At 42.3% G+C, this 24,383-nt stretch carries 19 protein-coding genes; 1 reads left to right on the top strand and 18 read right to left on the bottom strand.

Annotated features, from left to right (window positions below; genetic code table 11):
* Positions 1 to 13 precede the first annotated feature (13 nt).
* The 16 genes from B3E00_RS00385 to B3E00_RS00310 form a co-directional block, all read right to left on the bottom strand.
* Positions 14 to 2,521 (bottom strand): ATP-dependent Clp protease ATP-binding subunit, encoded by a 2,508-nt coding sequence (locus tag B3E00_RS00385; RefSeq protein ID WP_293936187.1) that lies wholly within the window; start codon positions 2,519 to 2,521, stop codon positions 14 to 16.
* Positions 2,521 to 4,914, bottom strand: coding sequence for a type VI secretion system protein TssR domain-containing protein (gene tssR, locus B3E00_RS00380; protein ID WP_293936186.1), 2,394 nt, complete (start codon positions 4,912 to 4,914; stop codon positions 2,521 to 2,523). The genes B3E00_RS00385 and tssR overlap by 1 nt, the downstream gene beginning before the upstream one ends.
* A gap of 13 nt (positions 4,915 to 4,927) precedes the next feature.
* The gene (locus B3E00_RS00375; RefSeq protein ID WP_293936184.1) at positions 4,928 to 5,884 is read right to left on the bottom strand and encodes a PKD domain-containing protein; all 957 of its coding nucleotides are present in this window, start codon (positions 5,882 to 5,884) and stop codon (positions 4,928 to 4,930) included.
* 45 nt (positions 5,885 to 5,929) lie between these two features.
* Complete coding sequence (gene tssO, locus B3E00_RS00370) at positions 5,930 to 6,424, bottom strand: type VI secretion system TssO (RefSeq protein ID WP_209579778.1); 495 nt, start codon at positions 6,422 to 6,424, stop codon at positions 5,930 to 5,932.
* Between the two features lie 3 nt (positions 6,425 to 6,427).
* Positions 6,428 to 6,955 (bottom strand): hypothetical protein, encoded by a 528-nt coding sequence (locus tag B3E00_RS00365; RefSeq protein ID WP_293936182.1) that lies wholly within the window; start codon positions 6,953 to 6,955, stop codon positions 6,428 to 6,430.
* Between the two features lie 481 nt (positions 6,956 to 7,436).
* Positions 7,437 to 8,375 carry a hypothetical protein gene (locus B3E00_RS00360; RefSeq protein WP_209579774.1) on the bottom strand — a complete coding sequence of 313 codons (939 nt, stop codon included), beginning with the start codon at positions 8,373 to 8,375 and terminating at the stop codon, positions 7,437 to 7,439.
* A 69-nt stretch (positions 8,376 to 8,444) separates the two neighbouring features.
* Entirely contained in the window at positions 8,445 to 11,426 is a 2,982-nt protein-coding gene (locus tag B3E00_RS00355) for an OmpA family protein (RefSeq protein WP_209579771.1), read from the bottom strand.
* A 9-nt stretch (positions 11,427 to 11,435) separates the two neighbouring features.
* Complete coding sequence (locus B3E00_RS00350) at positions 11,436 to 11,906, bottom strand: DUF4280 domain-containing protein (protein WP_209579769.1); 471 nt, start codon at positions 11,904 to 11,906, stop codon at positions 11,436 to 11,438.
* Between the two features lie 2 nt (positions 11,907 to 11,908).
* Positions 11,909 to 12,919 (bottom strand): hypothetical protein, encoded by a 1,011-nt coding sequence (locus B3E00_RS00345; RefSeq protein WP_293936180.1) that lies wholly within the window; start codon positions 12,917 to 12,919, stop codon positions 11,909 to 11,911.
* Positions 12,916 to 13,098 (bottom strand): hypothetical protein, encoded by a 183-nt coding sequence (locus B3E00_RS00340; RefSeq protein WP_209579765.1) that lies wholly within the window; start codon positions 13,096 to 13,098, stop codon positions 12,916 to 12,918. Before B3E00_RS00340 ends, B3E00_RS00345 begins: the two co-directional genes overlap by 4 nt.
* Before the next feature lie 41 nt (positions 13,099 to 13,139).
* Positions 13,140 to 14,474 carry a T6SS phospholipase effector Tle1-like catalytic domain-containing protein gene (locus B3E00_RS00335; protein ID WP_293936175.1) on the bottom strand — a complete coding sequence of 445 codons (1,335 nt, stop codon included), beginning with the start codon at positions 14,472 to 14,474 and terminating at the stop codon, positions 13,140 to 13,142.
* Positions 14,475 to 14,479: 5 nt separating this feature from the next.
* Positions 14,480 to 15,526, bottom strand: coding sequence for a DUF2931 family protein (locus tag B3E00_RS00330; RefSeq protein WP_293936174.1), 1,047 nt, complete (start codon positions 15,524 to 15,526; stop codon positions 14,480 to 14,482).
* 3 nt (positions 15,527 to 15,529) lie between these two features.
* Complete coding sequence (locus B3E00_RS00325; protein WP_293936173.1) at positions 15,530 to 17,401, bottom strand: type VI secretion system Vgr family protein; 1,872 nt, start codon at positions 17,399 to 17,401, stop codon at positions 15,530 to 15,532.
* Between the two features lie 86 nt (positions 17,402 to 17,487).
* Positions 17,488 to 17,883 carry a type VI secretion system tube protein TssD gene (gene tssD, locus B3E00_RS00320; protein WP_209579760.1) on the bottom strand — a complete coding sequence of 132 codons (396 nt, stop codon included), beginning with the start codon at positions 17,881 to 17,883 and terminating at the stop codon, positions 17,488 to 17,490.
* An 82-nt stretch (positions 17,884 to 17,965) separates the two neighbouring features.
* Positions 17,966 to 18,361: a type VI secretion system tube protein TssD gene (gene tssD / locus B3E00_RS00315; RefSeq protein WP_120257239.1), complete on the bottom strand. Its 396-nt coding sequence runs from the start codon at positions 18,359 to 18,361 to the stop codon at positions 17,966 to 17,968.
* A gap of 255 nt (positions 18,362 to 18,616) precedes the next feature.
* On the bottom strand, positions 18,617 to 19,741 hold the full coding sequence (locus B3E00_RS00310; RefSeq protein ID WP_293936172.1) for an FAD-dependent monooxygenase: 1,125 nt from the start codon (positions 19,739 to 19,741) through the stop codon (positions 18,617 to 18,619).
* Between the two features lie 109 nt (positions 19,742 to 19,850).
* Here B3E00_RS00310 and B3E00_RS00305 point away from each other — a divergent pair, with 109 nt between their 5' ends.
* A complete protein-coding gene (locus B3E00_RS00305) occupies positions 19,851 to 20,795 on the top strand; it encodes a helix-turn-helix domain-containing protein (protein WP_293936171.1) in 945 nt (314 codons plus the stop codon).
* A gap of 301 nt (positions 20,796 to 21,096) precedes the next feature.
* On the opposite strand, the gene B3E00_RS00300 is transcribed toward B3E00_RS00305, so the two are convergent.
* Together B3E00_RS00300 and B3E00_RS00295 are read right to left on the bottom strand one after the other, a co-directional pair.
* The gene (locus B3E00_RS00300) at positions 21,097 to 23,016 is read right to left on the bottom strand and encodes a TlpA family protein disulfide reductase (protein WP_293936169.1); all 1,920 of its coding nucleotides are present in this window, start codon (positions 23,014 to 23,016) and stop codon (positions 21,097 to 21,099) included.
* Complete coding sequence (locus B3E00_RS00295; RefSeq protein ID WP_293936167.1) at positions 23,009 to 24,373, bottom strand: RagB/SusD family nutrient uptake outer membrane protein; 1,365 nt, start codon at positions 24,371 to 24,373, stop codon at positions 23,009 to 23,011. The genes B3E00_RS00300 and B3E00_RS00295 overlap by 8 nt, the downstream gene beginning before the upstream one ends.
* Between the last annotated feature and the right edge of the window lie 10 nt (positions 24,374 to 24,383).

The raw sequence follows: 24,383 nt of genomic DNA, 5'->3' as shown, positions 1-24,383 counted from the left end.
AAACAACATACAGCTATTTCTGTTTTATTTGCCATGTGAGAATTTCCTGACTTGCATCCCAGCCGACCGTCAATATATCCCCTTTATTCAACTCGCCTGCAATAAGCATTTTTGAAATCGGACGCCGCAGTTCATTGCGAATACCTGCGGCAAGCTGCCTTGCACCGTATTTGGGCGTAAAGCCCTTCATCGCAATAGCTTGTTTGGTTTCGGCAGTTACGAGCAGATCAACCCCCTGCTTGTCGAGCAGCTGAATGAGCTGTTGGAGTTGAATATCAAAGATTTTAACGACATTATCTTTAGATATTGGCGCAAAAGGCACAATTTCAGCAATACGCGCCAAAAACTCAGGCCTGAAATGGGCGGTCATGATTTCCATCAACTGATTATGCGTTGGGAAGCCCTTACCCGCATCGATTTGTCCAGCAATCCACTCACTCCCAATGTTAGAGGTAAATAAAATCAGGGAATTGCTAAAATCACCAACTTTTCCTAAGCGGTCGTGCATCATGCCTTCGTCCAGGATCTGTAAGAATGTATCAAATACCGAAGGATGTGCTTTTTCGATTTCGTCAAAAAGCAAAACCGAATAAGGTTGCTGTCTGATTTTGTTGACCAGCAACCCACCTTCCTCATACCCTACATAACCCGGCGGAGCTCCATAGAGCAATGCCGCACTATGTTCCTCTTTAAATTCTGACATATCAAAACGGATCATTGCTTTCTCATCATTGAAAAGAAACTCGGCTATAGATTTTGCAAGTTCTGTTTTCCCGGTACCTGTAGGTCCCAAAAGGAAGAAAGAGCCAATGGGCTGGCCTTTTTTATTCAAACCACTTCTCGACTCCAGTATGGCCTCCGACACTGCTTTGATAGCCTGATCTTGCCCTACGACACGCTTCTGTAGGTAACTTTCAATCTGCAGCAGCTTTTCTTTTTCTCCGGCCTGTAGTTTTCCCATCGGAATTCCAGTTTTATGCGCCATCACCGCAACAATATCCTGCTTGGTGAGCGTATCGGACAACTGTTGCGCATGCATTTTCAATTGTGGTATAATGTGTACAAGAAAGTCAGCATAGTGTTGAGCAGACTCCAAGTCTTCATAACGTTCCTCTTCATTTAACATCCCCAAGAGAATGGGGCTCAACCTATTAAACAGCGCATCTGTAAGCCACTTATATGCATCAAACTGCTCCCGCTCACTTTTCTGTTGCAGTTCAGTTCTGAGATGCTGAAATTCTTCGTCTATCTGCTCAAGGATGCTGAGCGAACCACTTTTCGCAAGCTTTAGTGCCGCCATACTGCGGTCCATAAGATCAAATGCCGAATCAGGCAGATGACGGTCCTTTAAGTATCTTTTTGCTAGCGAGACTGTTACGGGAAGTGCGGCGCTATCTACCTTCAATTCATGGTGCTGTTCGTACCTATCCAACACCTTTTCAATCATTTTAATGGCTTTCTCTTCCGTTGGCTCGGCAATTTGCAGCAATTCAAAACGTCTACTGAAGGCCTGTTCGGGTTCAATAATCTTTCGATACTCTTCTAGCGTGGTGGCTCCGATTACGGTAATCTCACCACGGGCCAATTCAGGTTTCAGCAAATTTCCCGCCCCAGAACCGATGGGTCCCTTGCTATCTAAAAGCGTATGTATTTCATCAATAAATAAGATCGCCTTATCGAATCGCTTAATTTCTGCGATAATTCTCTTCAGTCGGTCTTCTATTTCACCCTTGTAACTTGCCCCTGCGATGAGGGCACCAAGATCAAGTTCAAAAAGTTGTGCTGCCTTGAGCTGTTCCGGCACATGGCCATTTACGATATCGATGGCAAAGCCGTCCACAAGCGCTGTTTTACCCACGCCTGCTTCCCCAGCAATAATTACGTTGGGTTTGTTGCGTCGGCAGAGGATTTCGAGCATCATGCGTATCTCGCGATCGCGACCCACAATCGGATCCGATTTCCCTTCGCGCACCAGCTGCAGACGATCGATACAATACTGATGCAACGCATTATGCAAGCCGCTTGGCTCGCCGCTCTGCGTGCTACTGCTTCCAGCAGCACCCGATACCGCCTGTGTTAGCTGATTTTGATCAATATATAGATCATATATCTCCTTTTCTTTGATCGGAAAAGATTTCAACTGATTGACATCAAACGCAATACCCGCTTTGGAGATGGCGGCCAATGCACATATAGGTGTGATAAGATCTAGTCCCAGTTTAATGCGCACCAGGTCGGCTTCGTCCAATAACCGCACCACTGCTTCATTCCCTCTGATTTCCTCGGCAGGTGGCACGTTGCTGGATCGCTCCAGTTCGTCCATACGCACTTCGGCCCATTCGGAGATGTACTGGTCGTCTTTGTCAATCGATTGTACAAATTGTCTTAAGCCGACATCTTTGTGCATTAAAGCTTTTAACAGATGCGCTGGGCCGAACTTGTTTTGATGGTATTCTTCCGCCAAGGCCTGTGCAATATGAATTGCTAATTTTACAGATTCACTAAAATTACTAATCGTCATTAATTTGCCGTTTGAATGGTGTTCATATTAAAAAAGCTGCCACGTACCCGGTAATATTGCTCGCCGTTGGAGAAAAATTTACCTTGATTTTGAGCATAAGTACGCGTCATGGACATCACCTTCTGTAAATAGACGATATACTCTTCGAATGACGGTAGCGACATCTCCTTCTTGTTCTTTAATGCTTCCACTTTCATGTCGGTAAATGTATTGTGGAGCAACGGAATTCCCAACATCACGGAGAAGTACTTTCCTAATGTCCATTTGTCTACATCACGGGCAGAATACATTGGCCATTTTTTCTTATATTCGTCGATATAGTTATCATATAGTTTTTTTCGGAAAGAATTGTCATCCTTCACTAAGTTATCTCCACTCATAACCGACAGCATACTGCTGAATTCGTTGAACTCGCCTGCGTTCAGGATCAAATCAAAATCGAGCCCTTTGGTAAGCTGATATTGTAAATCCGGACTGAATTTCAGGGTAGACGCAAATTTGAATGCATTGTGCGGCATCCCTTCACCCACATCCCTATTGAATTTTCCTCCTAATAATTTGGCCACGGTCGGATTAACATTAGCATTTTCAATACCTGTCAGTCTAAAAGCACTATCTAAGCTATGGATATGCGAGCGTATATCCTGCCGGGTTTCGTCCATAAAACGATAGAATGCTACATTGAAACTTTTATTATTTAATGCCGAACCTCTTGTAGGGAACACCACGCCACCCTGAATAAGGCTATTTTTCGGAAAATCAAGGTAGTAGGAAATCGAATCTGTCAAGTTAAAATCATAAGACTGATTACCGAAAGCTTCTCCACGTACCAATTGAAATTTTCGCCTTTCAGCCGCATAATAGGCTTCACTGGAGACCAGCTTTCGAGATTGAACAATAAAATCGTTAAACGTTGTTGGTGTGCTATTGTAAGCTTGTAAGATCACCATTCGACCCTCTACATCGGCTACACGGCGTGCTATTGAAGACAGTTGACTGTTGTTTGCACCACCCAAATTACCTGTAGCACCAACAATCACGAAAAGATTTGTTTGTTGCGCCACATCCTTAACCAAGTTAGTGGCCTGTGCGATCCCCTCAAAAAGGGGCTGCTCCGCATTTCCACGATCACATTCACTGGTTATTTTGGATTGGTCACGTAAAAATCCTACCAGCTTGCGAAAATCATCGGTCAGCTCCAACGAGGCGCTTCGTCCACCACATGACGATGGGTTGCGGAACACCACACTTCCGTATTTTACATTTTGCTTATTAAAGACCTGTTCGACACTATTTTCAAACCCCTGAATGGTATTGGTAAGACTGGCAAAATGGTTACGCATCGCGTTTCCACCATCGATTACAAAAATAATATTGACTTTCGACCTGTTTTTGATCAGGTTGATCAATCCAGGATAAGTCAGTTCAGCCCCATTAATGGTGAGCACCTTATTATTCGATTTATTAAACACATCAACCGCATAATGCGTAGCGATGCCCGAATCATCAACGGTACGCACAGGCAAACCGAGCATGGTGATATTCGCTGTATCTATCAATGGGTCCACCATAAAAGGTTCGAATCCATCGATACGATTTTTATTGATCTTTGCCACCACGGTATCGGCCTGCGGTGATTCAAATGTATAGGGCGCAAAATACAGGCGATGACCCCAATTTTGTACGACCGATGCTGACACCCAGCCTTTGATATATTTTGATGCCTCACGCGGAACAAACTGATCCGTCGATCCAATCAGAAACTGCTTGCCGTCATCCGACTTCTTGAAGATATACACGTAATTATGCAGGGCCACCTTAGATTTCCCATTTTTAAGATCAGGTCCGTCAAAAACAAAAATAGAATCTTTTTTATCGAAATAATACTGTCCATTCAGTAAAGGCTCTACATCATTGATAATGGTTAGCGCTTTATTGGGGAATCGGGTTGCTACATCGACAAAAGAACGCTGCCAAAGCAACAACTTATCCTTTGCTATCCAACCCACACTTTCCACACGTTTTTTATCTTTCAGCTTAAGGCCGCGTACCATATTATCGCTAAACCGCAGGAGTTTAAGATAGCCGTCCTTTTCTTCCGACACATAAAAAGGCTGCATAAACGAAAGTTTTTCCATCATGAGCGTACCACCCGGCGAAGTGCTGGTATGATTATCATTTCTATCCGAAAAAACAATCCAAGGGAGGTTAGACTTATCGAAAGATTCTTTGGTCGATGTCGAAGCATTAGGTTCGAGGTATGGAATAGGCAGTCCCACCACAGATCCGCCAAATGAGGTCGCAGACTGTGCGAGGAGGTCATTTGCGCTAAGGGCACTCCACAGCAGGCCCAGGCATAAGGTACAAAACCGAAAAGAGTTAACTAAGTTCATACAGCGCTTGGCTTTATTTTGATTGTTTAACTTTAATTAAAGTAGGACATTCTTTTGTGGCGTTTGGCGTCGAAGCGCTTTCCACTGTGACTTCATTGATGGTAACCCCTTTTGAAAAAGTAAGTCCCATGAGATACGCGTAAATATCCATCTGTTTTTTCTTACCATCCATTTCGACGTTCACTTTCACTTTTTCGTCCCCACAGAGGTATTTCGATAAGATGTAACTATATTTTGAGTTAAAATCGGCTCCATTAGCGATATCCTGAATTTTTTCTTTCAGATCGTTTAAGGCATCCTGCGCTCCTTTGCCCGGCGTGACCAGCTGATTAATGTCTGCTGCCGGGTCAACAATACGGATGTTGTGTGTAGCAAATTTTGAACTTTTATCCGAGCGCAGCCGCACCTGATAAACACCGGGCTTCGTATAGGTATATAAAGCCGATTTACCGATTGCATCCACCTTTCCGGTTTCACCAAACCACCATTCGAATATTTCACCAGGGCCATTTGCTTCCAAACGGATCTCTTCGAGCACGATACCGTTTGTAGAACCGCTGATAAACAATGTGGTATCCTGTGCTATCGAATGGACCACACTGTCTTTCACAGAAACGAAGAACTGTTCACGCAGATTCTCATTCACGGTGAGTCTGACCACATAAGACCCAACCTTATTAAAGCGGTAAGTACCTTGCTGTTTTGTCGACTTATCGCCGTTTCCAAATTCCCAAAGCCATTTTTTAGCGCCATTGGTGTTGTCGGCATAAATCAGATCTTCATTTAGGTAGATTTCAGTTTTATTAATTTTGGCGCTAATCTTCTCTTCCGATCGCGTATAGACCTTGAAAAAATAAATCAACCCTGCTAAAAGAGCGACGACCAAAAAGATAATGATAAACAAGTAAATACGAGGGTTGCTTTTTGAGACATTCCGTTCGTCGCCCTCTTCGATAAAATTCCTATCCATTTAGTTACAATTGATTAATTAAAAAATGATTTTCAAAATTTGCAATTAGCGTGAATTCATCATATTGATCGTTTGCTGCAATTGTTTCCGGTTCACAATGCAGTCGTCGAGGTTTTTGGAAATGCGCTCAATATCATTGAGATTACCTTTCAACTCCCGCCTGTCGACGTAATAATTCTCGTAAAACAATGCACCTTGCGCAAAAATACTATATCGACTATCGAAACTATTTTGTGCGTATAAAGCATTAATGTCCGAGAAGGTCTTTTTAATATCATTTTCAATAAAAACGGCCTGTACGGTCGGATCAAATCTTTTGATCTGCGCCGAAGCGCTATCAACATATTTCAAAGCCAAATTAGCCGATTCCTCAAACTTTTGATCGTCACGTATACGCAGGGCAAGATCTTCTTTAGAGATGGCAAATCGCGGACCGTCGCTGTAAAATAAAACGTACCCCAATAATGTCATTGCCAATACAAATGCGGCCAGCAGCAGCAAAAAATGTTCACGTCGTTCGACTAAGCTTAGTTTAATCATACCTTATCTCCCTACTATAGAACCTTGGTTTACAACTTTGTTAATTTGATTATTCATGGTAATACAACTCTGAAGCTGCATTCGTTTGCTTTCAATTACGTTTTTAGTGGAAAATAAAGAATCCTGTAGGCGCGATACCAATAGGATATCCTTATTCAATCTGCGATAAAGCTTTAAGCTTGCCCTACTGCTATCCACTTTCAGCCCATCGATGACCCTTCCGATATGTCCCGACCCTTTTGCAATTTCATTCTGGAGCACCCGCTTTCGTGCTACCGCAGACATATCGACATCGCCTTGCCCAATATCTTTGAAATATTGATTGATCTGCGCAAATTGTCTATTGATATCCGTGCGGGCGTTCATTAAATTTTCCACTTCTTCATATTGCTCTTTTAAGATCACGTATTCTTTTTCAGAAGCTTTTAAATAGAGGAATAAGCTGGATAATGCTATCAGTAGTAGAAAGGTGAATGAAATGATAAATTTGCGGTATGCCGCATTTATCTCTTTTTGGTTTATAGGCTTCATAGATCACAATTTATTCTAAAATCACATTACTTCACAATTTGGATAATTAATAAAACTATACGAGGATAAGGTAACCTTAATGACAAGACTATTCTTTCCACAGGGATATTCAAACTAGCACGATAGTTAAATTACCCCTGATCATAAAAAGCAAAAAACAGGCCACAAATCCTTAAACTATTGGGTTTAATCGGCTTATCGTGATAGTGCTAGGGTTTACTTTCCGTTTCATCAAGCGTGACGCTGTACGCATTCTATATGAGATAATGGAAAAAATACGCAATAAAACACTCATTTTCAACAATCTATTTATAATAAGATTTTACATTTGCTATCAGTTATCTTTATAACTCTCTGACCGGCAATTCCTCTTAATTCAATATTAAGTCTATATTAATTAGATAACGTATTAACTGCCTTAATAGTTTTCATTGCCTCTTTAGTAAAGTGTTTTAAAAGGGTTACGGCTAAATATTTTTCTTTACCAAATTTCAAATGAGTCTTTTCCTTTAGGGATGTATAAATACAGGCTTAAAAAACGCGCAAAGGTACCACCTGTATCTCCTTTATACTTACCCCAAATTGCAGAACCACCCCGGAGGCGTAAGTCCAAAGAACTATGCTCCAGGCAAACGAGCTTCCCATCTCCATAAAGTTTTAAGGTAAAATCCTTTATAGGCTCGACTTTAAAAGTAGGATTGTCAAAATAAAACATATCTTCATTCCCACCTTCACGGACATCATTTTCATCCTGATATAAGCTTACAATCTGCCTCACATCACTATTAAAAACTAGTGCACTATATACATCTTTATTTTTATTTGCTATCAAATCCCTAAAATAGTTATAAGCTTCAAGTGTTTTCTCTTCAAGCACATCTTTCGGTAATTTGCTTAAATCCGTTGCGTTAGCTAGCGCAGGGACTTCATACGGTACTGAAGCGTCGAAAGTAACTGTATACTCATAGTACGGTAAACCTGCTCCTATAAAGGTCTTACCATCTTCTTTTTTTAAATTAGCATGTTCTAGTAACTGAACTTGATGATCGAAACCAGCAACTGTATCCATATTATCTCTCGAGAAAAGTGTCAAATTAAATCGGGTAAACGGTGTCAATTCTTGAAACCCTTCGCCATGTTCACGTTCCGTCTGCGGGTAAAGACGATAAGTTATTTTCTGTTTTCCGGATTTAGCTATATAATTATTCAAAGTTATGGGCGACATAATACCACCATCCTGAAAATATTGAAATGCGGGGATATCATTCACAAGGATCTCGAAAAAACACTGCTCGTGATCGATGTAAATATAATACAACGGTTCCTTTGCATAACGTTTTACGAACTTCAATTGAGACTCTACTGCATTTGCTGCATTAACTGTTTTTCCAACGGTGCTAGTAATAGGAGGATTATTCATTCTGTTAATATTATTTTGACATGATACAATTGAAACCGCTAATAATAAAAAGATGATATTTCTCATAAATCATAATAATTGAATTTTCGGCATTTTAAATGTGTGCTCACCAAATAGATTAAATTCCGTATCGATTAAACTAATTTTCTTAGCTTCATCATCCCAAGTTCTATTTTGAGTTCTATCTTTCTTAAAATCTAACTGTACTTTTCCTTTAATGCCCGAAAAGTAAATCGTGTCTTGATAATAAAGCCCTTCACGATCCCCAGCACTCCAGGTGCGTGTATGGTTAAAATGAGATTCCATGCTTGCAGAAAGAAAAGCATCAATACGCGTAGCGAAATTCCCAAAATAACGCTGGGCAGAAAAAGGATCTATAGGTACGCAGCCTACTAAGTGAACTCTACCTTTTGCTTCTAATCTCGCGCTCATTTTAATGGAAGATTCGCCGATAGACTTACCGGCACTGTTATTAAAACCAGAAACGAGCTGATTTTTCACCTCGACCTTGCCATCATATTGCTCGTAGCTAGCAGGTGCGGACACTTTTAGCTGGTATTCCTGTTTAATTTCTCCTGAAAAGAAAATACTGATTTTAGCGTCTACACCTGCCTCATCTAATAATGTCTGAAATCCTTCACCTATACCATCCGTTAGTTTACCAGCTAATTTATTTCGAGCAGTTTTTTTCAAATTATCTTTTAACAAATCATCGCGATTTATTTTTTCTTTTTCTAAAGAATCGGCTAGATCTTTATCATTTTGTATAAAGGAGTTTGCCAATAAATCTTTTAATTCCAATTTCTTAGCAAACTTTATTCCGATCACAGGGTCTGCTTTGATATTAAACTGTGTGACAAAATGAACAATTTTGTTCACTTTTTCGAGGTATGAGCCATAGGTAAATGCAACTTTCGGAAATATAAAATCAAATCCGAGGTCGGTGACTTTCTTTCCAGCATCTTGCACCTTCTTAATTCCCTTAGCCAATTTTTTAAGCTTTGGAAGTTTTGTCGCTGCAGATTCCCCCATTGTCAATACCGCTATAATGATTTCGACAATCATAACCAAAATGGTGAGTGTCAATATCCCTTTTTCAACCAGATCCTGATTACCTTGTGCATAGCTTTCTTCTTTTCCAAATTTACCTCCGCTAAAATTCCATTTTTTTCCATAGCCTAAACCGTACATCTCAGCCTCGGACTTAAAGTACTCGATCACCAATTTCAAAAGTTCACCATGCAGAGGTCCCATCATTGGAAAATACGCCAGCACCTTAAGATAGAGATCGATATACGGCTGTGCCTTTTCCATCAACCCCGCTATACCACGAACAATCGGCGTATCCACTGCGGTCCCGCGGCAGTTCAAAGGATATTTCCCGGTATAATCATACACTGCGTGTATAATCCATACCGCGTCCGTAAATGCATTTACGACAACAGTAGTCTGCGATTTGTCTGGGAAATAAGCACAGGAATTGATGCGTAATTCATACCGATTTGGAGTCAATGCGATCTGAGTCGGAAACATACCTGCTTCAAACGAAAACACTTTTATATTCAGCTTTTCACCGGAGATACTGATATCCTTAACCGCTTCGCGGCTTTGATTAACGTTGACTAATTCAAGGTATTTGGCTTTATTCTTATCATGCTTTTTATCGCCTTTAAATAAGCATCCCGCCGTATCGAAGCCTTTTATATAAATAGACAGATCGGTCTGCTGTTCGATATTAGGGAGAATGGTATTATAAAAAATACGTTTGAGATTTTTCAGATCAAAGGAAATCGCCGTCTTACGATTAATTTGATGGATCGGGCGGTCTTCATTCGTCAAATACTGAAACTGTTTGGCTTTTGATTCACCATATGAACCTACTGTCAGACGATTGCTTACTCCATTGGTATACAGGTAGCTCAAGATTCGGTTAGCACGCTTATCGGTTAAGTTTTGATTATATTCATGGGTATTACGTATATCAGCAAAGGATTCAACCTTGGCGGATATCTGGGGATTATTTTTTAAGAATTTTACAATATTATTCAATATAGCCTTTGATTCCTGCGGCACTTCATACTGATCCGTTCCGTAAAAAAGGTCAAATGAAAAGCGATAATTCTTTTCCGCTACAGCGAAGGTCTTAGGGTCTTTCTCGTTAAATAAAATCGTTACCTTTTCGCGATCATGAACACTGATTGTCTGAAATTTACAGTGGTCATTCTTCTGCGGCTTGGCTTCATTCTCATTTACTGTGACGACTTTATTGGTCGTTGGCATCACGGGTTCTAGCCAAACGCCGACCTGGTTGAGAATATACAGATGTACTGCATGGCGTATATCTTCTTTAGGTGTGGTATCTTTGATATATCCCTTCTGCCCTTTAACCCTGATCATAATGTAAAAGCGCTCTTTGGGTTTCTTAAATCCCATTTTTGTTTTCCATCGCATGGTTTCCGAAGCAGCAATCTCCAGATTTAATTCGCCATTTTTTACAGTTCGTGTGTACGTACCTACGAGCTGATCATCGGTCGCTGAAAACAGGTTTGCCTCACAATTATAAATCTCCACGATACATTCATAATCATTGACACCTTCCAAAACAAGATTGAGCAGTAGTGGACGGTTGAATTGTGTGGGGTTGCCATTATGAATCTGTAGGTTGTTGTTCGGTGTATTTTCTTTCCAATAGGATTTCACCACGCGATAAGGCGCGTAAGCGCGAACAAATACCCCAGTAATTTCCTTATCTTTAAAGCCGGTTAAACTGGCTTCCAAATAAAACCGCGTACCCCCTGCCAAGCTCTTTGGAATTGATAAACTATAGTCGTTGAATTTTTTCTTTTGCTTAAAGTAATCCACACCTCTATTTTCCGATTGCCTGATCCAGAATACTTCACCTTTTTTTTCGGCTTCGGATGTTCCCGGAAACCATTCCGCTACCTGAAACTTGACAGCTGTAGCGGCAGGTATCACAATGACCGAACTGTTCTTGCTTATTAGCGGAGTTCCGGGGAGTACATCAATTCTTTTTACACCTTTCTTTGCCATAAATACGAATTAAGCATCAATAACCTCTTCTTGACTTGTTGTAGAAAGCTCATCAGGTATATCCATTGGATTTAACTGACTCTGTACATTTTCGTCTGCATTTTTTTTGTTCTCATCAGACGGTTCGGCCTTCTGTCCATGTTGCACAATGGATATACAATCTTTTCCACCTATAGGGCAAGTCCCTTTGGAATCTTCCAAAAGTATCTTTCCTCCATTTTTTAAAATAATATCTTGGTAATAATTGGACCATTCGGATACCACTGCATTGCAAGGTTTGTTATTAAGCTTGGAACAAGATCCAAACATATTCTTTTCAAACGTGGCACCTAGATCTACCGTACTCGCGATACTCTTTTTTGTGGCATTTTTATCGTTTACAAATTCCTTGGAATTCTTCAATACTTTTAATTTATCAGGGCTGGTACCGAATTTACACATACATTCGGCACCTTGTACGACTACATGTTTTTCTGCCATAGTTAATCAAATAATTTCTTTAAAAAACTCGCTTGTCTTTCCTTTTCAGGTTCCGCCGCCTGAGATTGATTTGCTATAGTCCAATTATTTTTTGAAAAAAGAGCTGGATTGTCCAATTCAAAATATTTTATTTCTACAGTCATATCTTTATCGCGCTCTCTAAACTGCCACTGCCCTTTGTAAGCCACTATATGATTATGAAAAGGGTTTAATCTGATGAGCGCTTCATAATTACCTTTGTATTTCTGAATTGTTAAACCTTCGTCTTCTTTTAGCTCGCCTTGGTGGATTAACTCAATTGCTCCTTGATCGGTTGTGTGTTCGACAATAGTCTGTTGGGTAAAAAATCCCGGATTTGCGAAGCTTGCAGGCAATGGAAATTTAAAATAATCCCACCGTGTTTTGTCTTCGCCATAGTTTTTAAAAATCGGAAGAAAATAGCTTTGCATAAACCAGTCCCGATAGAGCACAGCAAAAGTAAAACGGTCGAGATCGAATAAGACAGCTTCAGTTTTGACAATATACTTGTCAAAAAATTCACCTTCAAAATAACTCGATAGATTCTTTTTCGTCGCTGTCCAGCGTTTAACTATCGCTGGGTGATTTTCTATAGCTATCGCTTCCCCAAGAGCGTTCACCCTTAGCTGAAGTGGGTAAATCACCTTTCCGGTTTCGTGTGCCAATTTGTCCATCACCAAATCGGGTTCCTTTTCATTGATCCATATATCCTCAGAACGGTTGATCTCAACGACACGATCGCCCGTAGAATGGTCTTCCAAACGCGTAATTACCGTTTCAAATTTAATTTCGTTTTTTTCATCTCCCTCCGAGAAATCTATTTGCACGCCATATTTTCGCCAACTATTGATCGGCCATTGTAGGTTCAGTTGCTGGAATTTGATTTGCTTCAATATTGGAATACTGTTCTGCTCATTATTAGCTTCCAGCAAAGGCGATTGGTAACCAACGCCCTGGGAATCATCATCAACCAACAAACTGAATCTCTTTGTCATATTTCGCCCTCCTTGTTTCCACGACCATGCACCCTTTTATTACTCGCCAATATCAAATTTCCTTCACGCGCTTCCGCATTGAGCTTATCAGCAAGCTTCTGTACCTTCCCAGTAACCTGTAAGCTATATTTTGCTTGCACATTTATTTTAATATTCGTTGCTTGTTTTAAAATTGCCATATTACCTCCTGTCCCGGATTTCAAAAAATGATATAACGTTTCTATTTTAACTCCACCCGTTGCCAGTTGTTATTTGGATCCATTCCGATACCCTCTCTACGCGCCGATCGATGAAAATAACCATAACGCAGAGCTTTTAGTTCATTCAAATTAGCACTTGTTAACTGTTTGCCACCGTACGGATAAGCTGCGCCGTTAAAGACATAAGCACTCAATTTGGACTTTGTGCTCTGCAGTACCGCATGTCCGCTGATCGAATATTTAGCCTCCATTTTGCCGCGGTCCAACGCTGCATTGTTGTCTTTACCAAACTGTCCCATAAAATGTAGCGGTATAAAGCTATATTCTTTGTGAACCATACGTTTCTCACCCCGCAATGCCCAGTACCAGCCATCGGTAATAGTCAATTCACCGGGCTTATACCAACCGTCGGCAATCAATCTATCGCGCAGTCGCTCCAATGTACCTCTTAACATGGCCGTCTCAATTTCCTGTTTGATTTCTGGCCCACTGAGGTAGCTTCCACCGATATCGGAGTGCACTCCTGGCAGATCCTTTTCAATTCCTTTCGGCGTACGCGTAAGCGAGAAGTTCTCCCGCATCTCATCGCGGGCCGTAAAATGCACCACATGTTGTGCCTTTCCGAGCGTATTCAGATTGAGTTCTGCGATATCGTTAGAAAAGCGCGGTATGGGAAGTTCAGAATAGGAAGCAACCGTATCAAAAATGCCAAGGAAATTAACAATCACATGAGCAGGGTTTAAATTAATCCCTTTAAGCTTCAAGGCATAGCCAAGGTGCCCTCCTGCAGGCATTTCCTCGCGGGCAGGCATATTATCACCGTCGTAATAAGCCGTTATTCCCTCGGCCTCTACCTTTCGGCCCTTATAGGCTGCCTTGCCGATCTCGTAGACAAAATTGCGGGCTGCCGCCGCACCGCGGCTAAAGCCGTACACATTAAAAATAATCTGCCGAAGCACTTTACCCGCATTTTCTTCGAACACTCTTTTGATGATATCAGCGGACTGTTCACAACCTTTACGCACCTTAAAACGGATACCCGTAAAACCCGAACCAAACGCATAGCCCATAGTCGAATCCTTTTGGCGGTCGGTGGTTCCTATTCCCTCAATATAGAGGCGGTTGGTATTGGTACAATTCTCCCAAAGCCGCGCTACATTAGACCAGTCATTCTGGTAGCTGGATTCATCGTCTGACTTTCCAAATTTGGCGAAGGAACTATGCCCCGTCCGGCGCGCATCCGTATTGTTTTTGTTATTTTTTGTGCCGTCAAAAAATATATCAATCGTCACGCTGTATTGCTTAGGCGTATTCCTTGGCGGTGGATTATATTCCTTAAATTCAACGTTTGCCATACGATCTAATTATCGACCCGGACCAATGCCGGTTCGTAGCCTACAATTTTTATCTTTTTAGAAGATGAGCGCAAATAGGTATTCAATACATTAGCCGAAGGATCTATCTCAAACAGCAAGTCGATCTTTTCCGTTGGCTCAAATTCCTCAAATGCTTTTTTGAGGATCTCATACTTAAATTTTACGTCAGCCACCCCATACTGCTTATCCCCATCTGCCCATTTCACATACACATGCTCCGGAATGGCTTTCGGCAGATTCGTATTCGCACTGTCGGTGTTCAAAGGCATATCCCTTTCTCCATTGAAGCACTGATAAAAAAAATAATCTTTAGGGCCTATTTTAATGCCCTCTATAGCAAATTTCCATGCATATTTTTTATTGTACTCCATATACAGCTGTGGCTTTGGCCAACCCTGGCCTTCCAAAGTAGCATACAGTTCGTCACCATATAATTTTTGAGGTTGATAGGCTGCGTCGCGATATTCCTTCCGAAAGAAGTGTTCGAAATCCTCATGTGCCGTTTCTGGCGTTATGGTGGTGTCATGCGCCTGAAAGGTAGCTAACAGTACCTGCCGCTGTCCATCCGCCCAAAGAGCCAGTCTCCCTTCTGGAGCAAGGCCAACAATCAAAGTTTTAAAATCATCTTTTTTTTGTGTGCGGACATCTATCGCTCCTTCTTCCCAGATGGTGGTAATCTGCTGTTTATCCAGTTTCCACTTTCCAGTATAGAATTTTTCCTCCTGAATAGCATACCAAGTCATCTGCAGTTCGTCGGGAAGCGCTACGGGCTCATCCGGTGATCCCATTCCCTTAGACTGTACGCTCCAGCCTTGCTGTATTATTCCATAGATCGGACCAAAACGGTAGGTATAATCTTCACTAATCAAAGCCCCATCATATATTTCCACCGGGTATTCCTTGGGCGCAACAAGGGCCCCACTCCATATGTATTTTTTTTCGCTCATTTTTGATTCCTGACAACTCGAAAAGATACTCATCAGCATAAACAGGAGTAAAAAGATCTTATCTATGTCGTTCCTTTTAATCATGCGCTAAAAAAGTTTAGATTTCTCGACACTGTTTATTTCAATTGTTTTTCCGCTCTGCAAGGTCATGTTTTCCTTATTGCTAAAGATGGTCATTTCCGATGCCAGCTCGTTCGATGTTTCGGATTGTCGGTTAAAATCTTTGCTGGCAATCTCGGTACGGTTGTCCGAATCTTCACTAATATCTCCAGTAGCGGTGAGCGAATAATTATTGCCTGCGGTAGTCGCGATATCTTTAGACACAGAAACGGTCTGGTTGTTGCCAACAGACGTACTTTGATCTTTACCTACCTGTACATCCATATTTTCGGTGACATTAATCTGCATATTTTTACAGTTTAACGTCATATTTTCCAGTGCTGTAATCGTCACATTGCTGCCCTGGCTATCGATATGAACAATATTTCCTTTGATATCCGTTATTTTTATACCCTGTGTAGACTGACTATCGTCAAATTCAATCAGATGACCCGACCGCGTGGTAATGCTCTTAAGGTGGTTCTGAATCTGCGGCGTACTATCTGCCGTACTTTGGTTGTATAAGCTCCCCATTACCACAGGCCGCGCTACGCTGCCCTCTTCAAAAGCCACAATGACGTGATCACCAATTTCGGGGATCGAAAGGAAACCCCGATTGACACCCCGGTCGCCCGTACCTGCATTCGGCGTGATGATGCGCAACCATTCGGTTTCGTCATTATTAGCACATTGCCACTTGAAACGCACCCTTATCCTTCCCTGACCACTGGGGTCGTTGTTGTCCACGACATCTGCCATCTGCATATCTGGCTGTGGCCGTATATATTCGCGCACCGGTATACGTTCTGTACTCGCTAAAATGCCATTAAACCGATTGGTATAGCGGCCCACATCATCAAAGTGGTGTTCCACTTCGGTAATCAGGAATTTACCGAGGGTATCGGTTACAAAGCTCAGGTCCTGACGCAGGCTTGTCTCAATTTCTATGTGCGCACCAAGACGGATAGCCGGTGAATCACTGTCGCACGACACCTGGAGCAGCTGCCCTACATTGGCCTCTTCCTGATGTTGCACGATACGCTGCAGTTCACCCTGTGTATCCACACGGATGTCCAGGGGTTGACTAAACACTTTACTAAAGGTTTCGGAAGCCCGCTGCATGGCAAAAACCTGATCCGGATGACCATCCGATTTCACGTTGCTGGTACTTTCCAGCAACTGATCATGTTGAGGCAAGTAGCTAAAGCGGCGGTGGTTGACCGGGCGGATCTGGATACCGTAATCGAGCCGGCTCACTTCGCGTCCATAGGTCACCTTTCCAGCGGGTAAGTCCGATGGTTTGCCAAAATGAAGGCGCTCACCATCGTAATAAAACCATTCGAGGTACTCGGCAGATAGGCGGTTGAGAAATTCAAAATCGCTTTCCCGGTATTGGATCAGGTAATCAATCGGTTCAGATCTACTGGGGTTTACATGCATATGTAGATCGTTCTGTACGACATCCTGGGTAGCCAACTTGACAATATCGCCGAGTGATTTTCCATAATAAGACCCCAGGTCTTTGCCACGATCGATCAATATGGTCGGGCTGTAGCCTTTAATTTGCAACACCCCTTGGTAACCATGGTTTTGCGTCAAGGAGACTTCGGTAATGATGCCCGAAAAATTTTGCATGTTTCCCTGCGCGTAGCCAAAAGAAATCGCCAGTGTACGCCCTACATAAGCGCGGCTATCCTGTAAATTAATCAATCCCGGAATACCGAGCTTACCGTGCTCTATTCGGAGTTCAAACTCGTGGTGGGCATTAAAACGCTGACGAATATTGAACGAAAGGAAATGCGACACTTCCTTTCCGTCAATATGCATCTCAATCAATAATTTTGGCTTATCAAAATACATAAATTAGCTGTTCATAGAGTTTACAAAAAAGACGGTCTTTCTTGCGATAGACCGTCTTTCCAAATTTCATGGTCTATTGCAGCTTTTTAAGCTTTAGGCCAATCATTTTCCAGTGATGCATTTTGCATTTCCAGCACCCGCGATGACAATACCAGAGATAGTGTCATGGGTTTATCGTTGGTGACCGAAATTCCTTCATTATATTGGATGATATACGCGTCCTGAAATTTGAGTTCTTTCATGGTCGCATCTTCCTCACTCTTTTTAAACGTGATCTTGCCGTTCACAGTTTTATACTGATTGTTTACCATCGCTTCAATGACCGAGGTATCTTCGGTCGATTCGACCTCAACCGTAATTGTACCGCCATATACAGACGATGACGGACGTCCTTTAGAGTCCACATCACGGTGCAGGGAAAACCTGCACTGGATCACATCGTATTCCTTACTTCCTAATGTTAATCTTGTTTTAAATGACATAATCGTAATTTTTAATGGTTTAAAATTTAAGTTTACTTACCAAAGCGTGCCTTATCAATACACCTACGGATGTTTGTAAGGGTTACGCTTTTGGCCAGTCTTGTTCGCTCGTTGCTTCACCAATGCTGATGGAACGTGCAGAAATCACAAATTTGTAGGTCATTGCGTGTGATCCTACTATGTTGATTCCTTCCTCGTAGCGAATAATGTAACCATCTTCAAATCTGATTTCTTTCATTTTGGCATCTTCGTCCGGTTTTTTGATCAACAATGTACCTGCAATAGGCTTATATTGGTTGTTGACCATAGCTTCGATGACGGAAGTATCTTCTGTAGATTCTACTTCGACATTGATTGTACCACCATAAACTGAAGATGAAGGACGTCCCTTTGAATCGACGTCGCGGGTAAAGGAGTAGTCAGCATTCAGCACGTCATATTCGTTGCCTGAAAACTGAAGTCTTGCTTTGAAAGCCATAACTTTTGGTTTTAAGTTTAAAATAAATGTTGCGGTCTCACCATGACCGTATGTATCTAATTTACATCAAACTAAATACCAATTGAAAGATTTTCGAATTAATAAATTGTTAAATACCGCAAAATAATACCGCCAACAGTGTTTTAAAAGCAAAAAAAACGTATAAATACTGAAATTATTTTTTGTTCACAAAACAGACTAAGTGTAACAAAAGCAATACACAGCGGATAATGTCGTTTCAAAGCCGACACCCAATTAAATCGTTCTCATCTTTGATGAATTGCTCAATGCGGTAATCGATGTCGCTAGTTCTGCTTCCGTTTCTGGTAACTGAATTTTCAACGAATGCTCAACACGTGCCTGAATATTCTCTACGAACGGCCTGAAGCGCGCATTGTAATTTGCAAAAGCAATTTGATAATCGGTATTGCCTTGTAGTTCTTTAGCCAATAAGGTTGCCCCCTGCATTGCCAAACTTGTCCCCATACCTGTAAAGAAGCTAGGCGCATAGGCCGCATCACCTATCAGAGCAACCCGCCCTTTGGTCCAGGAAGGCATTTTGATCTGACACGCTTCATCAAAATAGAGTTCATCGGTTTGGAGCATGGCTTCCATTATTTGCGGAATTTTCCAATTCCTGTTTTCGCCAAAGTATTCATTTAAAATTTCCTTTGGTTGTTGCCGATCTCGGTAATTCCAATCTAACTTTGGCGCACGAAATAAAAGTATTGCATTCGCAGCATGCTTAAACTGGTAGATGACGGCCTGTTTGCCAAGCTCGCGGTAGACAATGCCAGTAGACTTGTGTCTTCCTGTTTGAATTTGATCAACGTTTGCAAATGCAAAATAGACGCCCAGAAACTTCTTAAAGTCCGCTTCCGGTCCGAACACAAGTTTTCTCACGATCGAATGGGTTCCATCTGCGCCAAAGACAAAATCGTAAGACTGCGGCCTTCCTTTTTCAAACGATACATCTACCCTGTCATCGTGTTGCACCAGTGCGGATATACTGTCGCCAAAAACAATGTTCACCTCCTTTTCGGGAATAATTTCATACATGATCTTCACCAGATCTCCGCGATGAATCTCGATATCGCCTAGGTATTCAGACAAGGAGTTGATGGAGAAAGTGGCCAACGTTTGGTCGTTTGCATCCACTACTTCATCCGTATGCACGAATTCATTTTGTTTGATCTGATCAAAAATAGCCATCTCACGCGCAATGTCCAATGCCTCACCACGCACATCAATAGGCGAACCTCCTGTCCGCAGATCTTTCCCCAATTCCACCATAGTTACGGAGTAACCAAATTTATTCAACCAGTAGGCTAATGTTAAACCTGAAAAACTGGCACCTGAAATCAATACTTTTTTTTTCATCTTACACTATATTCAATGAGTTAACTTGATTTATAACACAAATTTAGTTGTAGCTTTACAAGTAAAATATTCGAAAAAAAACTATTAATGTTCGAAAAAAATAACTCATATGGATACTCCTGTCGAAAATGACGCTACTCGGTTTGCCAATAAGCTGGGTGTGATTTTCAAAAATGTCTTACAGCATTTCGATGTGGTCTTTTTTAAAGGCATTACCTTTCTGCCCGATATGGCGATGCATATTGGATCATTCGATGTAAAAAATGATTTTACCCGTATGACAAGCCAGTCTGACATAAGCGACGGCATAGGATTTATATTTTACAATATAGTTGAATACGATATCGAGCGCAAAGATGCGAAGACAAGAGCGCGAAACAAGGCTGAGCCGCCCTATGTGCGTATCTTTCCGTATAACATAGGCCAGACATTACATTTAAAAAAAGGTACACGCCTGTCTTATGTTTCCATCAGTGTGAGCGCGGCTTACCTGAAAACATTTTTACAGGAAGAAGAGTCAACCTTTAAATTTGTGTTTGAAAGTGCAAACAATTTTTGGATCGAAGAACTGATGACCGATGATATCTTGCAGACCATCAATGAGCTGGTAAAAAAACAAGAACCGTCGAGCATGAAAAGCTTTTACTACAAGATGAAAGCGATGGAACTGCTCTTTTACCTGTTCGAAAGCTTAAAAAAGCGTGGCAGGGTGCCTGATCAGAAACTCAGTAAGTTTGATATTGATGCGGTTTATAAAGTTAGGAACAAAATTGTTTCGTCTTTAAGCGATTCAAGCAGCATTGCCGAATTAAAACAGATAGCGGGTATTAACGAACTAAAGCTTCGAAAAATCTTTAAACAGATATTTGGCATGGGCATTTACGATTACTATCAGCTCATGCGCATGAAAGAAGCCGCGCGGCTTATACGCGAAGAAAAGCTGACCGTCACCGAAGCCGGCTATCAGATGGGCTTTGAAAACCTCGGTCATTTCAGTAAAGTATTTGAAAAGCATATAGGCAAAAAACCAAAAAAATATATGCAGAGTTTATAAACAGGCCTTTCATGCATCACCGCCTTAAAACCATAACCTTCCCTACATCCTTTCTGGTACCAGTCATCCTTTTAGCTATCTTCCCAAGATATTCAGTTGGCGATAATTCTGCTCTTTATTTTCCGTTATAATCCCCAGATGGTTGGCTAATCTGCATTTTAATCCCCTTTTTTTGCACTATCAAAAAAAATAACCGCCAAAAGTTGCTATCCTTTTGGCGGCTTCTACATTCCGTGCAGCGTGATCTTTATGCATCGAAAAGTTCAGCGTACAGCCTAATAGTTCGGTTAATTGGCTTAATCTATTTATCCTCCAATTCTTTTAGGTATTCGATCATGGCATCTAGGCTCTGCAGCAGCTTTTCGCCCTCAAACCCCACCTTTCGAAAACGGATATTTCCTTTTTTGTCTAAGATCAATGTTGTCGGAATTGACGTTATATCCAGCTTACCACTAAGCTTTTTATCTTGGTTGTAATAAAATGGAAAGTCAAACTGGGGATTGGCCTGTGCCCATTTGTAGGCATCTTCCCAACTATTACCACTGCCCGAGTTGAGTACCACAAACTTTACCAGCGGATCATCCGCATATTTCTTATACACTTGATGCAAATAAGGAAAAGAAGCAATGCAAGGTTTACACCACGTTGCCCAAAAGTCAATGATGACAATTTTATCCTTCAGCCCCGACTCAAGCAATGGTTTTTTGTCCATATCAACGATACTGAAGTCCGCTGGAAATGGCGCACTGCCGATGATTTTCTGGAACTCCTGATCATATTCCTGTTTCCACTGCTTGTCTAGCCTGCTATAATAGGCTCGTCGTGTTACAGGGTTGTTGACGCCGATTTTCTCGATCGCGCTGTCGAGAAGCTCACGCGTTGTCGCATCGAAAGGTGCATAACGATAGGCCGCCTCCAATATGGGTAAAGCATTTTCTGGCTCATTCCATCGCTGATATTGAACGGCCACTGCCCGAAGCAGCGGCGCCGACTGAAGTGTCGGAATACTTTTGGTAAACCATTTCCGGGCAGTCTCCTGTTGGTTTAACTGCGCGCTGATTAGTCCCTGGTTAGCTATGATTTCTGCTTTTATCGCAGCAAGCTTATCCGCCCTGGCCGGATCATGGGCAACCAGATAACCCGTTTCGGGGAAATAACGTATTAAGCTCACGGGATAAGATCCAACACTGTCGAGCAGATACAAGTTGAGTTTGGCGGCATCTTGGAGCATCAGCTTATGATCCAATAGCAGTTGTACGTACTGATTGTAAGCGCGCCATTTGTAGGGATCTTGTTCCCAACGGGTAATCAGCGGGAAATATTTCTTGGCTTGTACGCTGTCGCCATGCCGTACATAGTAGCTAAAAAGATACTCATACGCGCTGCCATAAGCCGCCTCGTTTTCGGTCGTCTTGCGGGAAAGAAGCTGCCCTATCTGCGCCACTACCTTGGCGGAGTCTTGCTCACGGAACAGCTGATTGAGCCGGTAAGATATCCCGATTTTCTTGTATGGAAACTCATTGATCACAACCTGACGGATCGAATCCACTTTTTGGTTTTGACCCAGTATCAGATAGCCCATCGTCACCTTGTTGAGGTTTCCTTCAACAAGTGGATTGCTTCTAAATTTTTGCTCCACCACTGCCAAGCCTTTTTTTAACAGCTGCGCCTGTTGGTCGGGACTAGCGTTTTTCATCTGTAGCACAATCAGGCGGAGCTGTGCCTCATAATTGTCGGGATATAAGCTCAGCTCCTTCTTGAGGTAATATTCCTGTGTAGCAAGGATATGATCCGACGTCTTATCTTGGACCGGTACGCTATACGATTTACCCAGGTAATTACCGGAAATCAACTGACCATCCTTGTAAATATAGATCTCATATTGACTGCTATCGCTTGCCCGCTGTACAAATTTCTTTTCTTTATCGGCGATGGTAAAACAGGAAAAGTTGGCGTAGGGCGGCAGTTTAAAGCGTACCCACCACTTCCCATTTTCCTTTTGCATCGGCAAACGGTTCGGATATTCATAAAAATTGGAATAGTTGAAGTCCACGAAAAATGGTCCGGCATTCTTAATTGCTGCAGATTGACTGGGGTCAAAGCTTATCGTCACCGTATCTCCAGCTGCTGCTTTCTGCGGAATAATCGTTACCTGTGCCTGCGCGATGATGGTTACCTGCAGTAAAATAAGCCACAAGGCATGTTTATATAGTCTAATCATTCTGTTGGAGGTTAGGATTGGTTACCAGGATAGCACTAGCGATGGGTATTTTGGTATCGCTTTCGCTAAAGTCTGTTTTAATTTTTGAGAGTACAGGCAGCGCCCTGTTTGTTCGCACCAAGTCAAACCAACGGTGCCCCCATTCGCCGAGCAGTTCCAGCTGGCGCTCTTTTTCAAGTGCCAGGGCGATGCCGCCTTTGTCCAGGGTTTGTGGCAATGCAGCAAGGCCTGCACGTTCGCGGATCTGGTTAAGGTCTTGCAGTGCTGCCTGCAATTTGTTTTGATTGAGCCGCGCCTCGGCACGGATCAGGTACTGTTCGGCAAGGCGTAACACCGTATTATACTCCGTAATCGGAGTGCCTGTCCGCACTTTGTACTTGTATGGCATATAAAGGGTCTTATTATTGACCACATAAGGTTTTAACCACATGGTTTTGCGTAAGTCGTTTGCCTCATAGGCCGCCACCGTACTATCGTATACCTGATAGTAGCTTCGTGCAGTAGCTACTGTCGGAACAATGCTAAAGCCCTCCCAGGTGTTGACCCCGGCAGTAGAAAGATTTACCGTCTGCAGTTGCCAAATTGCTTCTTTGCTTGTTTTCAAAAAAACGGTATTGAGATCGCGCGACAGTTCATATCGGTTATCCGCGATAACTTGGTCTGCCATCGCTTCGGCATTCGCCCAGTCTTCCTGATAAAGGTATACCCGGGCCAATAGTGCATCCACCGCTTTTCTATTCGGCCGCGTACGCTCATTGCCCTGGTAGTTATCTGAAATATCGGAAGCAGCTTTCTTTAGGTCGTCCACCATAAAGGCGTAAAGCGCTTCCCGCGAAGCTGGGCCCTTTTGATTGTTGGCTTCCAAGTCTTTGGTATCTGTGATCAAAGGCACTTTAGTGAAGAGGTTGCTCAGGTAAAAGTAATTGAATACCCTTGTAAAACGGGCCTCGGCCGATAGCTGCGCCTTTACTGTACTACTGAGCGCCGAGGCTTCAACACCCTCGATAATCTTATTGCTGTGATTGATATAGCTATAAGGTTGCGACCAAAGTCGGTCGAGATAAGACGTGGCCGGACTTAGTTTATTGTATTTGTACTCGTCGTAGCTTGTAAAAGCTGAGTTGTAATCGTCGGCCAGACTGGACAGTACAATGCTCATCAGTCCACTGGCGAACTGGTTATTGTAGTTGTTGATACTGGTATAGAGTCCGCCCACGGTTGCTGTGGCCGTCTTTTCGTCACTGAAAGCCGACGCTGCTGCCACTTCCGTCTTGGGTGGGTCCACGGCCAGAAATTTATTGCAGGAGACGTTAAGCAGTGGTGTCGCAAAAAGGCTGTAGATGATATATTTGTTCATGGTATAAGTC

Source organism: Sphingobacterium sp. UBA5996, from assembly GCF_002429765.1.
GTDB lineage: Bacteria > Bacteroidota > Bacteroidia > Sphingobacteriales > Sphingobacteriaceae > Sphingobacterium.
Note: the sequence above shows the minus strand (reverse complement) of the source record. Positions and strands in the feature narration are given on the sequence as shown.